We start from the raw sequence: 15,782 nt of genomic DNA on the forward strand, positions 1-15,782 counted from the left end.
GCCTTACCCACATAGTTATACATTCTTGGACACAACGTGTACTGAAACGTATCATTGAGTGAAGCGCCAATGCGGTGCGTTCCACCAATGAAGTCGAAGGACAAAAGTGAGCGAACTCCACGCATCCTCGATGGCGACGCTACGAACTGTCGCCGACGACCCGGTCTCGTATGCACTGAATTGGAAAGCTGCACATAGCCGCCCCGTCATCGGATCCTTCCCCATGAATTTTCCGTCGGAGATCGTCCACGCCGTTGGCGCACTCCCGGTGATCATCCAAGAGAGCAAGACCCCGATCACCGAGGGCCGCAGCATGCTCGCCGAGTTCTACTGCGGATACACCCGGAGCGTCGCCGATCAGGCATCCATAGGGGAACTCGATGTCTTCGATGGTTTCGTTGTTGCCGACCATTGCGTTCAGCTCCTGGGAGCTGTGGACGCCATCCGCTACTCCCGTCCGGAAAAACCGGTGCACTTCGCGCAATTCACCAGCGCGATGGACGACGCTTGGACCAAACCTCGCGTCGACGGGCGGATCAGTGATCTGAAGACCGAGATCGAGACCGTCGTGCGCGCCCGCCTCACCGACGCCGATCTGGCCCGAAGCATCAAAGCCTTCAATGAGAACCGCCGTCTGCTTCGCCATTTCTACGACTTACGCCGGTCCGGACGAGCACGCATCACCGCCAGCGAGATGCAGCTACTCGTCAAGTCGAGCATGGTGATGGACATCCATGAGCACACAGCGGTCTTGCTCGAACTGCTCGATAGAATTGTCGTACGCGACGAGGCACCGGACGACCTCGTGCGGCTCCACCTGTCGGGTCACTTCTGCCATGCACCCAAGCCCGAGATTCTCGACGTCATAGAAGAATCCGGTGGTCTCGTAGTCGACGACGATCTTTACACCGGCTTCCGGTACATCTCCACGGACGTCCCCGAAGACGGAGATCCCCTCGCTGCGCTGTCAACGTGGTACTTGGAACGAAACATCAACGCGCCGTGCCCGACACGAGTTACCAATAAAGTCGACTGGGACACCTACCTGCTGGAATCGCTCGAGGCGAGCCGCTCGGTAGGCGTCGTCGTGCTGATGGCCAAATTCTGTGAACCTCACATGCTGTACTACCCGGAGTTACGCAAGGCGCTAGAGGCCCACGGAGTTCAATCGCTACTGATCGAGACCGAACACGAAGGTATTCCGATCGAGACTTTGCGCACAAAGATGGAGACGTTCGTCGAGCGAATCCGCCGTCACCCGTCGCCCCTTCCGGCTTGAATCCGCCGCACACTTCAGGAGTTCACCATGACGCTCGCAGATCAGAATCAAGACAAGACCAACCGCCTGAAGAGCACTCGGCTCGGCGGGAAGATGACCGCAGACTACTGGGACAACATCTTCACCGCGAAGGAACGCGGCAAACACGTCGTCTGGTACAACGGCGCCGCCATGAATCCGCTCTTCCAAGCGGCGGGACTCGAATGGTGCCATGGTGAGGCCTTCGCCGCTCGACTGGCCGCGCAACACCTCGAAGAGCCTGCGCAGGCCGCCGGGGCCGAGTACGGCTACATCGGCGAGCTCTGTTCATACGCCCGTACGCACCTAGGGTGCGCGGTTCTGACCCAACAAACCATCAGTGAACGACAGACCGGTGTGGTCGGGGTGGTGGACCAGCAGGAACTTGCAGCGAAGTTGCCCGCACCGGACTTCTTCGTCAACGGCTACGCAGGGTGCAGCACCGGACAGCAGTGGGACGCCATGACCTACCGCGTCTTCGACCGCAAGCTTCCGATCTTCAACGTGTCGCTGCCGATGTTGTGGGGCAACAAGCCCGACGCCGGCTATATGCGCGGCGAAGAATGGGAAGAAGTCAGCACGTACGCCGAAGGCCAGTTGCGCGAACTCGTCAGCTTCCTCGAGCATCAGACCGGACGACCTTTCGACTGGGACCTGTTGAGCGAGAGTATGTCCTACATCAAGCGCGCTTCCGAACTGCGACTCGAAGCGATGCAACTGTGCACGCTGGCGCCGACACCCGCGACGTACTGGGATTGGGTTGCCAGCATCGCACCCATCAACTTCCTACCCGGCAACCAGGCACTGGTCGACTACTTCGCCGGCGTGAAAGCCGAGATCCAGCAACGCATCGTCGACGGCATCTCCGGGGTGGCGAACGAACGCTACCGCGTCTACTTCGATGGCATCATGAACTGGAACAAGCTCGGTTTCCTCACGAGGAAGTTCGCCGAATACGACGTCGCGGTCGTCGCCGGTCGCTACACCCACGAATCATTCTGGCAGGAACCACAACTCATCGATATCGACAACCCTCTCCGCGGCATGGCTCAGCACTACCTGCTCTGCCCGCTCAACCACGGTTTGAGAAACCTGCAGGAGCTGCTGCTTCGCCGTCTCGACGAGTACTCGATCGATGGCATTGCCTTCCATTCGACCCGAACGTGCCGAGCGATGACAAATCCACAGTCGATGCTCGCCAAATCCGCTGAGCGTGAGCGAGGCGTCAAATCGTTCTTCTTCGAAGGCGACGTCGCAGACGCCTCGTTCTACAACGACGAGCTGTTCGACAGCCGCCTCGAGGCAATGCTCGAAGCAATCGACGTGCAGCGGATGAAGACTCTAGCCTGATGGGTTGGTACGTGATGGGCGTCGACCTGGGTTCGACGACGGCAAAGGCAGTCATAGTCGATCAGGACGGCGGGCTGGCCGGATCGAGTGTCGTGCAAATGGGGGCGGTCAGCCGTGACGCCGTGCTGCGCGCGATGGATCACGCATTGACCTCGGCCCGCATCGGTCGCGACAGCATACGACGCACCATCAGCACCGGGTATGGACGCAAGCTCGTACCCGGCGCGGACCGCTCGTTCACCGAGATCACCTGCCATGCACGCGGCGCGGCTGCTCTGTATCCGGGCGTCCGGCTGGTAATCGACATCGGCGGGCAGGACAGCAAGGTCATCGCCGTCGACTCCGACGGACTCGTCGACCGCTTCGCCATGAACGATCGGTGCGCCAGCGGGACCGGACGCTTCTTCGACGTGCTCGCCCGTGCATTGGAGGTCGACGTCAACAATGTCGGCGACCTTGCGCTCTCCGGCGCGGAAGGTCTGGAAGTCAGCAGCATGTGCGCCACGTTCGCCGAGACCGAAGTCATCTCGATGCTGGCGCAAGGTCGGGAGAAGTCGGACATCGCCGCCTCGGTTCACAAAGCCGTTGCCGCCCGTACGCTGGGCTTGGTAGCACAGGTCGGGAAGGCGACGCCAACCGTGATGACCGGCGGCGTCGCGCAGAACGCTGCCGCTCGGCACTACATCGAGAAGGCGCTGCGGCACCCCATCGATGTGCTTGCACAGCCGCAGATCGCCGGAGCATACGGAGCCGGGCTGCTCGCACGGGACGAGTACGCGGGTTCAGTTTCTTCGGCCGAATCGCGAGACGCAAAAGCCAAAGAGCAACTCTCCGTACGGGCCGCAGGAATCGTGCCGCAATGCGCCGGCTGTGACGGTACCGCCGGCGATCACAACCACGTTTCGGTGCCGCTGACACTTCGGCGCAAGTCATGAGTTCGATTGACGTTGCCGATGCCACCGTCTTCATCGTGGGCGGTGACAGCGGCATCGGCCTTCTCATCGCACAGCACTTCGTCCGCGCCGGAACACAGCGCATCGGTCTGATCGCTCACGATGCCAAGCAAGGCGACGCGGCTGCGAGGACGCTCTTCACATCTGCATCCGGGATCTGGGCCCTCTCCGCCAGCGGAGACCCGGCCTCAGAATCCGACGCCGACCGCCTGTTATCCGAACTGAGCGCGTCGCTCGGAGATCCGGACATTTTTATCAACTGCTTTTCCGACGCCGGCGCAATCAGGAAATCCGTACTGTGTGCCATGCGAGAGCAGGGTTCGGGGACGGTAGTCGACGTCGGCACTCGCATCGAACCGCCGCACTATACGGATGGCATCCGCATCACTTGGGTAGCTGCCGAGAATGCCGCACCGGATGCGGTCGCAACCGCAGTCCTGCAGCGTTGCGGCTGAAGAGGACCACTTGCTTGCCGCGTTCCTTCGCTGTGAACAGGTTCTCCGACCATGCTGGTGGCGGTCGGGATGACGATCTTGAACTGATCGTCCGGCATGACCGTACCGATCTCGTGACACGGCCCCACCAGCCCCGAAGAACGACCGTTGATGAACCCATCACCTCCTGCCAGAATCGGTGCTTCAGAGATTTCTTTTGCAGCAGGGGATAGCATCCGGGGCACTGACCGCCACACGACTCGACGAGAAGCCGGCGCCGGAACGTCTGTCCAACAGCTGATTCGACGATCGGGACAATCGGGTGGACGCGGGCCCGATCGCGGATCGGCCGCGCCCACGCTCTAGTCGCCGATCCGCTCGCCCGTCTCCGGGTGGAAGAGGTGCACCGCTCCTTCGCGCTTGCGCAGGGACACCGTGTCGGCCAGCCGCGCGGGGGTGCGGGTCAGTGAACGGGCGGTCAGTTGCGTACCGTCGCCGGCGATGTGGGTGTGGACGTAGGATTCACTCCCCAGTTCCTCGACCAGGTCGACGATCACCTCGATGCCGCCCTCTCCGGTCGAGAGTTCCAACTGCTCGGGACGGACCCCGACCGTGACGGTGTCCAGCCCGGCGGAGTGCAGCGCCGACAGCTGGTCGCGTTCGAGAGCGAGCGTCGAGTTTCCCAGGCGCACTCCGTCGCTGACGATGGGCATGGTCATGAGGTTCATGGCCGGTGACCCGATGAAGCCGGCGACGAAGGCGTTGTTCGGCCGGTCGTACAGCTCGGTCGGCGCCGAGAACTGCTGCAGTTTACCGTTCTTCAGGACGGCAACCCGGTCACCCATCGTCATGGCCTCGACCTGGTCGTGGGTGACGTAGACGGTGGTGGTGCCGAGCCTGCGCTGCAATGCCGCGATCTGGGTACGCGTCTGGACGCGCAGTTTGGCGTCGAGGTTGGACAGTGGTTCGTCCATGCAGAACACCTGAGGTTCACGCACGATCGCGCGTCCCATCGCGACGCGCTGCCGCTGGCCGCCGGACAGCTTGCCCGGCTTACGATCGAGGTATTCGGTGAGATCGAGAACCTTGGCCGCCTCGGCCACCTTCCGCTTGCGTTCCTCGAGTCCGATCCCGCGCATCTTCAGCGCGAATCCCATGTTCTCGCCCACCGTCTTGTTCGGGTAGAGGGCGTAGTTCTGGAATACCATCGCGATGTCGCGGTCCTTCGACGGCACACCCACCATGTCCTTGCCGTTGATGGTGATGGTGCCCTCGTCGATGTCCTCGAGGCCGGCGAGCATGCGTAGTGCCGTGCTCTTGCCGGAACCGGACGGTCCGACGAGGACGATGAACTCGCCGTCTTCGATCTCGAGGTCGAGCGAATCGACCGCCAGCGTGTCAGCGTTCTCGTAGATGCAGGATGCGCCCTTGTACGCGATGTCAGCCATGATTGCTCCTCTTGTGAGTACCGAAGTCGGGGGAAGTGATTGTCGGGGTGATCATTTGATGGCACCGAAGGACAGGCCGCGCACCAGCTTGTTCTGCGCCACCCAGCCGGCCAGGATGACCGGGAGCGCCGCCAGCGTCGCCGCTGCAGAAAGTCGGGCCCAGTACAGTCCCTCACCGGTGATGAATCCGACGAGGAACACCGGAATGGTCTGCGCCTGAACGGCGGTGAGGTTGACCGCGAAGAAGAACTCATTCCACGAGAAGATCACACAGATCAACGCGGTGGCCGCAATGCCGGGAGACACGAGCGGAAGAATTACCTCACGCACCGACGTCCACAGGCTCGCTCCGTCCATGCTCGCCGCCTCGAGCAGTTCGCCCGGGACCTCGAGGAAGAACGAGCGCATCATCCACACCGCGATGGGCAGGTTCATCGCCGTGTACAGGATGACCAGCGCCCAGATGTTGTCGAGCAGACCGATGTCGTTGACGATCACGTACAGCGGGATGATCGCGGCCACGATCGGCAACATTTTCGTGCTGATGAAGAAGAACAGGGCGTCCTTCGTCTTGCGTACCGGCCGCAGCGACAGCGCGAACGCCGCCGGCACACCGAGTACCAGCACGAGGATCGTCGACATGGCGGTCGCGAAGGCCGAATTAAGCAGTGCGATGCCGATTCCGCTCTCGAGCACTGCCGTGAACTGGTCCAGGGTAGGCGTGAAGAACAGCTTCGGCGGAGTCGTGTAGGCGTCACCCTCCTGCTTGAACGCGGTGAGCACCATCCAGGCCACCGGGAAGAAGAAGCCGAGGGCCACGATCCACGCCACCACACTCCACGGGCTGAACTTGCGGTGCTTGCGCGCCCGCTTCGTCTCCGGGACGGCGGGAGTCGATTCCACCGGCGCCGCCGCAGTGTCGGTACTCATTACGCTGCCTCCTCGTTACCGGTAAAGCTCTTGAAGATCAGGCGCAACGCCAGGGTCGCGACGACGATGGTCGCGATCACGACGATGACGCCCATCGCGGCGGCCTGCCCGATGTCGAATCCGAGGAACGCCCGCTGATAGATGTAGAAGGGGAGGTTGGCACTGGCCGTGCCAGGCCCGCCCTGGGTCATCATGTAGATGGCGTCGAACGTGTTGATCAGGTAGATCGCCCCCAGCACCGCACCCAGTTCGATGAACCGGCGCAAATGCGGCAGGGTCAATTCACGGAACATCGCGAAGGGCTTGGCGCCGTCCACCCGTGCCGCCTCGAGGATATCGCGCGGCATGGACTGCAGACCCGCCAGAATCAGCAGCATCATGAAGGGCGTCCACTGCCAGATCAGGTTCACCATGACCGCGGGGAGCGGGAACCTGCTGACCCAGTCGACCTGCCCCACACCGAACGGGGAGAGGACGAAGTTGACGATGCCGAACACGGGGTCGAACATCGTGGTTTTCCACAGCAGCGCACCGGCAACAGGCGTCACCAGGAACGGGGTGATCAGGAGGGTACGCACGATGCCCCGGCCGAGGAAGGCGCGGTCGAGCAGCAGCGCGAGCAGCAGTCCGAGCACCACCGAGATCAGCACGGTGCCGACGATCAGGATCACGGTGTTGACCGCGACCTCACGGAACTGGCTGTCCTGGAACACGTCCACGTAGTTCTGCAGTCCGACGAACGCCTGGGAGCCCGGACGTACCAGGTTCCAGGACTGCGTCGAGTAGTACAGCGTGAACAGGAACGGGATCTGAGTCACCACGATCATGAAGATCAGGGCGGGCAGCAACGGTCCTCGGCGACGCCATCCCTCGGCGCGGGAGACGCTGTCGTCCTTGGCCTCCCGCAGTTCTCGCACCCGGTCAGCGGTGTTATCCGCGGCTGGCTTCTCCGCGATGGTGGTCACTGTTCCTCCCGATATGTCGCGCCGACGACCTCGGCGTACTGCTGTGCCTGGGCGAGCGCCTCGGGCACGGTCTGCCGGCCCGCGATGGCCGCACTGATCTGCTGACTGACGCGGGTTCCGAGATCCTGGAACTCCGGGATCGCCAGGAACTGCACGCCGGTGTACGGAACCGGTTGCACGGTAGGCGCTTCCGGTGTCGCGTTCTCGATCGCCTCGAGCGTCAGCGGACCGTAGGCCGCCGAGGCCTCCTTGTACTCGGGAATCTCATAGGTCGACAGACGGCTGCCCGGGGGCACCCGCTCCCAGCCCAGATCCTCACCGACCGTGCGTATGTATTCTTTGTCGGTCATCCACGAGATGAACTTCCACGCCGCATCGGGGTTGTCGCTGCTCTCCGGTATTCCGAGTGACCAGCTGTACAGCCAGCCGGAGTTGTCCTTCACCTCGATCGGTGCGGGTGCGTACCCGATCTTGCCGACGACGGCGCTCGACGACGGATCCTCCAGGGTGGACACCGCGGACGTCGAGTCGTACCACATCGCCACCTGCCCCTGAGCCAGCTGTGTGGCGCACTCACCGAAACCGCTCGTCGCGGCACCGGGCTCGCCGTACTCGCGCACCAGATCGACGTAGAACTGCACGGCGCGTTCCACCTCCGGACTGGTGAGCTGCGCATTCCAATCCTCGTCGAACCAGCGGCCACCGAACGTGTTGATGACGGTGTCGAGCGGCGCGAGCAACTCACCCCAGCCCGGCTTGCCACGGAGGCAGATACCGGCCATGTCTTCGGAGTCGAGTTGCTGTGCGGCTGCGGCGACCTCGGTCCACGTCGGCTTCTCCGACAGGGTGATCCCGGCCTGCTCGAACAGGTCCTTGCGGTACATCAGGAACGAGGACTCGCCGTAGAACGGCACCGAGTACATGTCCCCTTCGTAGGACAGCGACTCGCGCAGGGTGGGGATGAAGTCGGCTTCGTCGTACCCCTCGGTCGCCTCGGCGTACTCCGACAGATTCTTCAACCAACCGTACTTGGCCCATTGCGGAGTCTCGTAATTGCTGATCATCACGACGTCGAACTCGCCGCCACCGGTTGCGGTGGATGCCGTGATCTTCGCGCGCGCCTGATTCTCCGACAGTGTCACGAACTTCAGGTCGATGTCGGGGTTCTCTTCCTCGAACTGCGACGCGAGCTTCTGAGCATCTTGCATCTGTGAGTTGGACACCATCGCAATGGTGATGGTCTGATCCGACGCGCCCAGCGATCCGGCGCCCGCGCAACCACTGAGCGTGAGGCAGAGCGCTCCCGCGCCCGCCACCAGCATCGTCGCCGGTTTCCTGTGTTTCTTCACCGATCTTCACCTCTCTTGCGTGGTGCTACTGATCGAGCAGCCAACGCGCGCATTCGATGTCGCAGACCAGCATCTTGGCCAGTCCGCCGTTGAGGGCACCCAGTGCCGCATGGTGTTTCGCGGCTCCACCCGTGACGAGGATCGATCCCTCGCAGGCCCGGATGTCGTCGAGTGGAACAGACATGGCCCGCTCGTTCAGCGGCCCATCCACGTCAGTGCCGTCGAGCCGGAAGAAACGGCCACCCACCTCGCCGACCGCGCCGAGGTCGGTAAGTACGGAGAGCATGTCGGTGTCGAGGAAGCTTCCCTCGAACAACGTGGTCGACGTGGAGACCGCGCCGGTGCCGAACATCATCATCTGCGCCGTGCGACCGACCTCGAGCGCCTTGGAGATCACCGAGTCTCCCCGCATGGATACCACCGTGGACGCATCCGCGTACAGCGGAACGGGAAGCCGAATAGTGTTCGCCTGCAATTGTTCAGCACACCTACCGAGGACGTACTCGGTGCCGGTCTGATAGTTGATGGCACTCACCGAGCCGTCGAGCTGCACAACGGTGGCGCACACCGCCGCACCCGAGGGCAGACCCTGCGCCACGGCCACCGTTTCCGGGCCCCAGGTGAAACCGAGCGTGTCGGTGTCACGGATCCGCCGTACGAGCAACGACGCAGCAGCGCGTCCCACCCCGGCGAAGCTGCCGTGTTGGTCGATCGGGCCGGCGGCGTCCACCGAATCGGCCACCACCACCGCTTCCACCAGGTTGAACCGTTTTTCGAGAGCGCGTTCCTCGTCGGAGCGCAGCGCCTCACTGAGATGCGCCGGAACCTGCACGTCGATGCGGACCAAGCCCTGCGCCTTGGCGCGGGCAACCAAGCGGCCCGCGGTGGGCCGGGAGACGCCGAGCCGAGTCGCGACCTCGGCCTGCGTCAGCCCGTCGAGGTAGTAGAGCGTTGCCGCTCGTAACGCGAGTCGTAGATCTTCCGTGGTCGACGGTGACGGGACTGCGGTGAGAGACGGCGTCGGCGCCGTCGCGTCGGGGGATGTCACTGGTTCTCCTCGCCATGATCTCGGGCCGTGGAGCGGTACTTCGGTTGCCCGAGAAGCCGTGAGCAAATGATCACTATGCGTTCTTCTGCTCAGTACGTTAGCATCGAGATGTGACCCACACAACACTTCCCTCGCGTATGCCCAGCACGATGCGAGCCAGCGTTCTCGTCGAACCCGGTCGCATCGAGATCAGGGAGCGCGCGGTACCTACCCCCGCTCCGGGCGACGTGCTGGTGCAGGTCTCGTCGGTCGGCGTCTGCGGATCCGATGCGCACTACTACCGGGAGGGACGCATCGGGGAGTTCGTCGTCGAACAGCCCATCGTTCTCGGCCACGAGGCGTCGGGCACCATCGTCGGTGTCGGCGAGGGCGTCGCGACAGACCGGATCGGGCAGCGGGTGTCGATCGAACCCCAGCGCCCCGATCCCGGTAGCGACGAGACCCGGCGCGGCCTCTACAACCTCTGCCCGCACATGCAGTTCTATGCGACCCCGCCGATCGACGGGGCGCTCGCCGAGTACGTGACGATCGGCGCCGCCTTCGCGCACGCCGTCCCGGACGAGATGTCCGACGACGCGGCAGCGCTGTGTGAGCCGCTGTCGGTGGCCATCGCCACGGCCCGGAAAGCCGGGCTGACCGCGGGGTCGCGGGTGCTCATCGCGGGCGCCGGGCCGATCGGAATCGCCACGGCGCAAACGGCACTGGCCTTCGGCGCCACGGAGGTGATCGTCTCCGATCTCGACGCACAAAGGCGGGCAGTGGCCGCCAAGTTCGGCGCCACCACCGTGCTCGACCCGCGCGAGCAGGACGTGTCGGCCCTTCGGGTGGATGCCTTCGTCGACGCGTCCGGAGCGCCGAGCGCCGTGCTGGCCGGAATCGGCGCGGTCCGGCCGGCGGGCACCGTCGTCCTGGTGGGCATGGGTTCGAGCGAGATGACACTTCCGGTGCAGACGATTCAAAACCGGGAACTGATACTCACCGGCGTCTTCCGGTACGCCAACACCTGGCCCGCTGCGATCGCACTCGCCCGTTCCGGCCGGGTCGATCTCGATTCGATGGTCACCGGAAAGTACCCGTTGGCCGAGGCCGAACAAGCGTTGAATGCAGACCGGATGCCGGGCAGCCTCAAGGCCGTCGTACGCGTCCAGGAATGAGGAGAGAGCGATGCAACTGAACGCGCAGACGCTGGAGCGTCTCAGCGATGCAGTCGAAGTACCCACCTACGACCGAAACGACATAACCGTCGGGATAGTGCATTTCGGTGTCGGGGGCTTTCACCGTGCACACCAGGCGATGTACGTCGACAAGCTACTGCGCCTCGGGCAGGCCCGCGCGTGGGGCATTTGCGGAGTCGGGGTTCTGCCCGGCGATCGGCGCATGAAGGACGTACTCGAGGCACAGGACGGGCTCTATATCCTGGCCCTGAAACATGGCGACGGGACCTGGGACGTGAGCGTCATCGGCTCCATCGTGGACTACCTCTTCGCACCGGACGACCCCGAAGCGGTGATCGAGAAGATCGCCGCCGAGTCCACCCGGATCGTCTCGCTCACCATCACGGAGGGCGGCTACAACTTCACCCACGACACCGGCGAGTTCGACCGCGAGAATCCCGACATCGTCCACGATCTCCGCGACGGCGCCGCGCCGACAAGCACATTCGGGCTCATCGTGGAAGCGCTGGCCCGTCGACGGGCCCGCGGACTGGCGTCGCCGACCATCATGTCGTGCGACAACATCGAGGGAAACGGCACCGTGGCGCGCAAGATGTTCCTCGCCTACGCCGAAATGAAAGACCCGGAACTCGCGGCGTGGATGCGCACCGAGACCTCCTTCCCCAACTCCATGGTCGATCGGATCACCCCGGTGACCACCGTAGAAGTGACGCAGGCACTCTCGACTCGATTCGGCGTCGACGACCAGTGGCCCGTCGCCGCCGAACCGTTCACCTCCTGGGTTCTCGAAGATTCGTTCGTTCTGGGCCGGCCGCCGTTCGAGCAGGTCGGCGTGCAGTTGGTAGAGGATGTCGCACCCTACGAACTGATGAAACTCCGCCTGCTCAATGCCAGTCATCAGGCCCTCTGCTATTTCGGGTACCTCTCCGGGTATCGCCTCGTGCACGAGGTCGCGCAGGACCCGCTGTTCGCCGAATTCTTGTTGTCGTACATGGACGACGAGGCCACACCTACCCTGGCGCCGGTTCCCGGCGTCGACCTCGACGAGTACAAGCGCACGCTCATCGAACGCTTCTCGAACCCGGAGATCCGCGACACCGTCGCCCGCCTGTGCGCCGAGTCCTCCGACCGCATCCCGAAGTGGCTGCTGCCGGTGATCCGCGAGAATCTGATCACCGACCGGCACATTCGGTTGTCGGCCGCGATCGTCGCGAGTTGGGCCCGGTACGCCGAGGGAGTGGACGAGGACGGCGAACCCATCGACGTCGTCGACCAGATGAAGGACTCCCTCGTGCCGATCGCGCGGAGCCAGCACGAGAACCCTACGGCCTTCATCGAGAACCAATCGGTCTTCGGCGATCTGGCCGACTATCCACGGTTCGTCACCGCCTATCTGTGGGCACTCGATTCGCTACACCGGGTCGGCGCGCGAAAAACACTCGAATCCCTGCTCGAGAAGGTGCAGTCATGAGCATGGTCGTCGGGGAAGCCCTCATCGACATCGTCACCGCTGCCGACGGCACCACCACCGAGTACGCCGGAGGCAGCCCCCTCAACGTGGCGGTCGGACTCGCCCGCCTCGGCAGACCGGTCGAGTTCGTCACCCGCATCGGGGAGGACGCACGGGGAGGAATGATCCTCGACCACCTCGCAGCCTCGGGCGTCCGTGTGGCGTCGGGAAGCATGTCCGCAGAGTCCACGGCCACCGCCCGCGCGACACTCGACCCGACAGGTGCGGCCACCTACGAGTTCGACCTCGAATGGGCGCTGCCCGCCCCCGCCTGGGCCTCGACTCCGGAGCTGGTTCACACCGGGTCCATTGCCGCCGTGACGGAACCTGGATGTGCCGTGGTGGCCGATATCCTCTACCGCCTCCGCTCCTCGGCGACCATCAGTTTCGACCCGAACGTCCGGACCGCACTGATTACCGACGAGGTACGGGCCCGGGAACGAATCGAGCACCTCGTGTCGATGTCCGACATCGTCAAGGCCAGCGACGAGGACCTCGCCTGGTTCGACCCCACCCGGGACCCCGTCGACATCGCCCGCGACTGGCTGGCGCTCGGACCCGCAGTGGTCGCCGTGACCAAAGGCTCCGAGGGCGCTTTCGCGGTGTGCGCGGCGGGTGTCGTCGAGATGGCCGCGCGCGAGGTCCAGGTGATCGACACCGTCGGCGCCGGTGACGCCTTCATGGCCGGACTGCTCGACGGCTTCTGGTCCCAGGGCCTGCTCGGCGCGAAACACCGCGGCGCCCTGCGTGCACTCGATCCCGCACGGCTGCGCACCGTACTCGCCAACGCCGTTCTCATGTCCGCCCTCACCGTCGCCAAGGCCGGCGCGGACCTTCCCGACCGCGAGACGCTCGACCGAGAGGCCGGGATTCTGCAATGACACTCGTCGCAGGAATCGACTCGTCGACCCAGTCGTGCAAAGTGCTCGTCTGCGACGCCGACACCGGAGAACTCGTCCGCAAGGGCACAGCGCCCCATCCCGACGGGACCGAAGTGCACCCGCAGGAATGGGCGCGGGCCCTGGACACCGCGATCACCACGGCCGGTGGTCTCGACGACGTCGCCGCGGTGTCGGTGGGAGCCCAGCAACACGGCATGGTGTGCCTCGACGACAGCGGGTCGGTGGTACGCCCGGCGCTGCTGTGGAACGACACCCGGTCGGCGGGGGCTGCCGCACAGTTGGTGGAGGATCTCGGCGGTCCCGACCCCTGGGCGGACGCCGTGGGTGTCGTCCCGCTCGCGGCCATCACCGTCAGCAAGCTGCGATGGCTCGCGGATTCCGAACCCGCACAGGCAGACCGAACGGCAGCGGTATGCCTCCCGCACGACTGGATCGGCTGGCAGCTCACCAGTGCCCGCGATCTCGACGCCCTGGCCACCGACCGCGGCGACGCCAGCGGCACCGGATACTTCTCGGCCGCGGCCAACGCGTATCGACCCGACCTGTTGTCGCTGGCCCTCCGTGGCCGCTCCGTGCAGGTGCCCCGAGTGGCAGCGCCCTCCGAGCGGATCGGCGAGACGCGGTCGGGCGCGGTACTCGGCCCCGGAACAGGTGACAACGCCGCTGCCGCACTCGCTCTGGACGCACAGGAGGGTGACGTCATCGTCTCGGTGGGCACATCGGGGGTGGTGTCCGCGGTGTCGGACATACCGGCCAACGACCCCGGCGGTTTCGTCGCAGGGTTCGCCGACGCGACCGGACGCCATCTGCCGCTCGTCTGCACGCTCAACGCGGCGCGGGTACTCGACGCCACCGCGGCACTACTCGGGGTCGATCACGAAGAGCTGTCGCGGCTTGCGCTGTCGGCACCGTCCGGCAGCGGCGGCCTGGTGATGGTGCCGTACTTCGAAGGCGAACGCACACCGAACCGACCGGACGCCACAGGGTCGATAGAGGGTTTGCGGCTGAGCAATTCGACGCCCGCCCACCTCGCGCGGGCGGCCGTCGAAGGGTTGCTGTGCGGGTTGGCCGATGGAATCGACCACCTGGTCGCGCAGGGTGTCGCCGTGCGCCGGATCCTGCTCGTCGGTGGCGGCGCACGCTCGCGGGCACTACGTGAGATCGCCCCGGCCATCTTCGGTGCGCCCGTCCTGGTGCCGCAACCCGGTGAGTACGTCGCGGTCGGCGCGTGCCGTCAGGCTGCGTGGACACTCGCCGGCACCACGCAACCACCCAAGTGGAATCAGACCTCCACCCAGCGTTACGAAGCCGACCCTGCCCCCAACGTCCGCGAACGCTACAGGCGCTCCGCGCCCGTGAGTGGTTAACGAGTCTCTGGACTCCTCAACCACTCACGGGCGGCGGAGCCGCCTACACCTTGACCAGCATCTTCCCGACGTTCCCGCCGCGCATGAGCTGGAGGAATGCGTCCACCGAATTCTCGATGCCCTCGACCACCGTCTCGTCGTGCACCACGTCACCGGACGCAAGCCACGGTCCCATCTTGGCGGCGAACTCGGGGAACACGTGGGTGTAGTTGCCCAGCGTAAATCCCTGCAACGTGAGACCGCGGCTGATGATGTTCATCATGTTGTCCGGTCCCGGCACACGCTCGGTGGCGTTGTAGCCGGCGATCGCGCCGCACAGCGCGGCTCGTCCCCCGTTGCGCATGGCGGCGAGTGCCGCCTCGAGGTGATCGCCGCCGACGTTGTCGAAGTAGACGTCGATTCCGTCACCCGCGACTTCGAGCAGCTGCTTGCGGATGGGTGCGGCCTTGTAGTCGAGCGCGATGTCATAGCCGTAGCGGTCGGTGAGTAGCGCCACCTTCTCGGCTGAGCCCGCGGATCCGAGGACCCGGGAGGCGCCTTCGAGGCGGGCGATCTGCCCGGCCGCAGTTCCGACGGCACCGGCGGCACCGGAAATGAACACGGAGTCACCGGGCTTCATGTGGGCGATGTGCAGAAGACCCACATAGGCGGTGAGGCCCGTCAACCCCAGAATGCCGAGGTATGCGGACACCGGGACACCGGGAATCTCTTCCACCACACGGAATGCGGAGGCATCGCCCTGCGCCACGTCGCGCCATCCCAGGTCGTGCACCACGACGGAGCCGACGGGGTGGCTGTCGGCGGTCGACTCGACGACTCGCCCCACTGCGCCACCGGTCATGGTCTCCCCCAGCACGAACGGCGGAATGTAGGACTTGACGTCGTTCATGCGACCGCGCATGTATGGGTCGACGGAGGTGAACTCGTTGACCACACGAACCTGATCACCGGCGAGGTCGGGCAACTCCACGGTGACAGTCCGGAAGTCGTCCTGGGTGGGCCAGCCCGCCGGCCGGTTGATCAATTGAATCTGCGTGCTCGATACCACGAGTAG

Annotated in this window: 14 protein-coding genes; 8 read left to right on the plus strand and 6 right to left on the minus strand. The window is 64.5% G+C overall.

The features are described from left to right. Positions 1–130: 130 nt before the first annotated feature. From CBI38_RS28385 to CBI38_RS28400, 4 genes are read left to right on the plus strand one after another with little or no spacing between them, the layout of a single operon-like run. Positions 131–1,279, plus strand: a complete 1,149-nt coding sequence (locus CBI38_RS28385; RefSeq protein ID WP_418328354.1) for a 2-hydroxyacyl-CoA dehydratase subunit D — start codon at positions 131–133, stop codon at positions 1,277–1,279. Between the two features lie 27 nt (positions 1,280–1,306). Beyond that, positions 1,307–2,647, plus strand: coding sequence for a 2-hydroxyacyl-CoA dehydratase subunit D (locus tag CBI38_RS28390; RefSeq protein ID WP_109334210.1), 1,341 nt, complete (start codon positions 1,307–1,309; stop codon positions 2,645–2,647). Next, the gene (locus CBI38_RS28395; RefSeq protein ID WP_109334212.1) at positions 2,647–3,582 is read left to right on the plus strand and encodes an acyl-CoA dehydratase activase; all 936 of its coding nucleotides are present in this window, start codon (positions 2,647–2,649) and stop codon (positions 3,580–3,582) included. Before CBI38_RS28390 ends, CBI38_RS28395 begins: the two co-directional genes overlap by 1 nt. Further along, positions 3,579–4,055, plus strand: a complete 477-nt coding sequence (locus CBI38_RS28400; RefSeq protein ID WP_109334214.1) for an SDR family NAD(P)-dependent oxidoreductase — start codon at positions 3,579–3,581, stop codon at positions 4,053–4,055. The genes CBI38_RS28395 and CBI38_RS28400 overlap by 4 nt, the downstream gene beginning before the upstream one ends. A 341-nt stretch (positions 4,056–4,396) precedes the next feature. Here the strand turns inward: CBI38_RS28400 and CBI38_RS28405 are convergent, their stop codons facing one another. Genes CBI38_RS28405 through CBI38_RS28425 form a run of 5 tightly spaced genes read right to left on the minus strand, consistent with a single transcriptional unit; the run spans position 4,397 to position 9,774 of the window. Next, on the minus strand, positions 4,397–5,482 hold the full coding sequence (locus tag CBI38_RS28405) for an ABC transporter ATP-binding protein (protein WP_109334216.1): 1,086 nt from the start codon (positions 5,480–5,482) through the stop codon (positions 4,397–4,399). Positions 5,483–5,533: 51 nt separating this feature from the next. Continuing rightward, positions 5,534–6,412 carry a carbohydrate ABC transporter permease gene (locus tag CBI38_RS28410; RefSeq protein WP_109334218.1) on the minus strand — a complete coding sequence of 293 codons (879 nt, stop codon included), beginning with the start codon at positions 6,410–6,412 and terminating at the stop codon, positions 5,534–5,536. Further along, on the minus strand, positions 6,412–7,377 hold the full coding sequence (locus tag CBI38_RS28415; protein ID WP_109334220.1) for a carbohydrate ABC transporter permease: 966 nt from the start codon (positions 7,375–7,377) through the stop codon (positions 6,412–6,414). Before CBI38_RS28415 ends, CBI38_RS28410 begins: the two co-directional genes overlap by 1 nt. After that, positions 7,374–8,699 carry an ABC transporter substrate-binding protein gene (locus CBI38_RS28420; protein WP_109334222.1) on the minus strand — a complete coding sequence of 442 codons (1,326 nt, stop codon included), beginning with the start codon at positions 8,697–8,699 and terminating at the stop codon, positions 7,374–7,376. The genes CBI38_RS28415 and CBI38_RS28420 overlap by 4 nt, the downstream gene beginning before the upstream one ends. Positions 8,700–8,751: 52 nt before the next feature. Next, the gene (locus CBI38_RS28425) at positions 8,752–9,774 is read right to left on the minus strand and encodes a sugar-binding transcriptional regulator (RefSeq protein ID WP_109334224.1); all 1,023 of its coding nucleotides are present in this window, start codon (positions 9,772–9,774) and stop codon (positions 8,752–8,754) included. Between the two features lie 149 nt (positions 9,775–9,923). Between CBI38_RS28425 and CBI38_RS28430 the strand changes: the two genes are divergently transcribed. The 4 genes from CBI38_RS28430 to xylB are packed head-to-tail and all read left to right on the plus strand — an operon-like array spanning position 9,924 to position 14,728. Beyond that, the gene (locus CBI38_RS28430) at positions 9,924–10,928 is read left to right on the plus strand and encodes an NAD(P)-dependent alcohol dehydrogenase (protein ID WP_109335427.1); all 1,005 of its coding nucleotides are present in this window, start codon (positions 9,924–9,926) and stop codon (positions 10,926–10,928) included. A 10-nt stretch (positions 10,929–10,938) separates the two neighbouring features. Further along, positions 10,939–12,420, plus strand: coding sequence for a mannitol dehydrogenase family protein (locus tag CBI38_RS28435; protein WP_109334226.1), 1,482 nt, complete (start codon positions 10,939–10,941; stop codon positions 12,418–12,420). After that, entirely contained in the window at positions 12,417–13,340 is a 924-nt protein-coding gene (locus CBI38_RS28440; protein ID WP_109334228.1) for a carbohydrate kinase family protein, read from the plus strand. Before CBI38_RS28435 ends, CBI38_RS28440 begins: the two co-directional genes overlap by 4 nt. Continuing rightward, positions 13,337–14,728, plus strand: coding sequence for a xylulokinase (xylB, locus tag CBI38_RS28445; protein ID WP_109334230.1), 1,392 nt, complete (start codon positions 13,337–13,339; stop codon positions 14,726–14,728). The genes CBI38_RS28440 and xylB overlap by 4 nt, the downstream gene beginning before the upstream one ends. Positions 14,729–14,771: 43 nt before the next feature. Here xylB and CBI38_RS28450 read toward each other — a convergent pair whose 3' ends face one another. Further along, complete coding sequence (locus CBI38_RS28450; protein ID WP_109334232.1) at positions 14,772–15,776, minus strand: NADP-dependent oxidoreductase; 1,005 nt, start codon at positions 15,774–15,776, stop codon at positions 14,772–14,774. Positions 15,777–15,782 lie beyond the last annotated feature (6 nt).

The sequence above is a fragment of the Rhodococcus oxybenzonivorans genome (genome assembly GCF_003130705.1).
Lineage (GTDB): Bacteria > Actinomycetota > Actinomycetes > Mycobacteriales > Mycobacteriaceae > Rhodococcus_F > Rhodococcus_F oxybenzonivorans.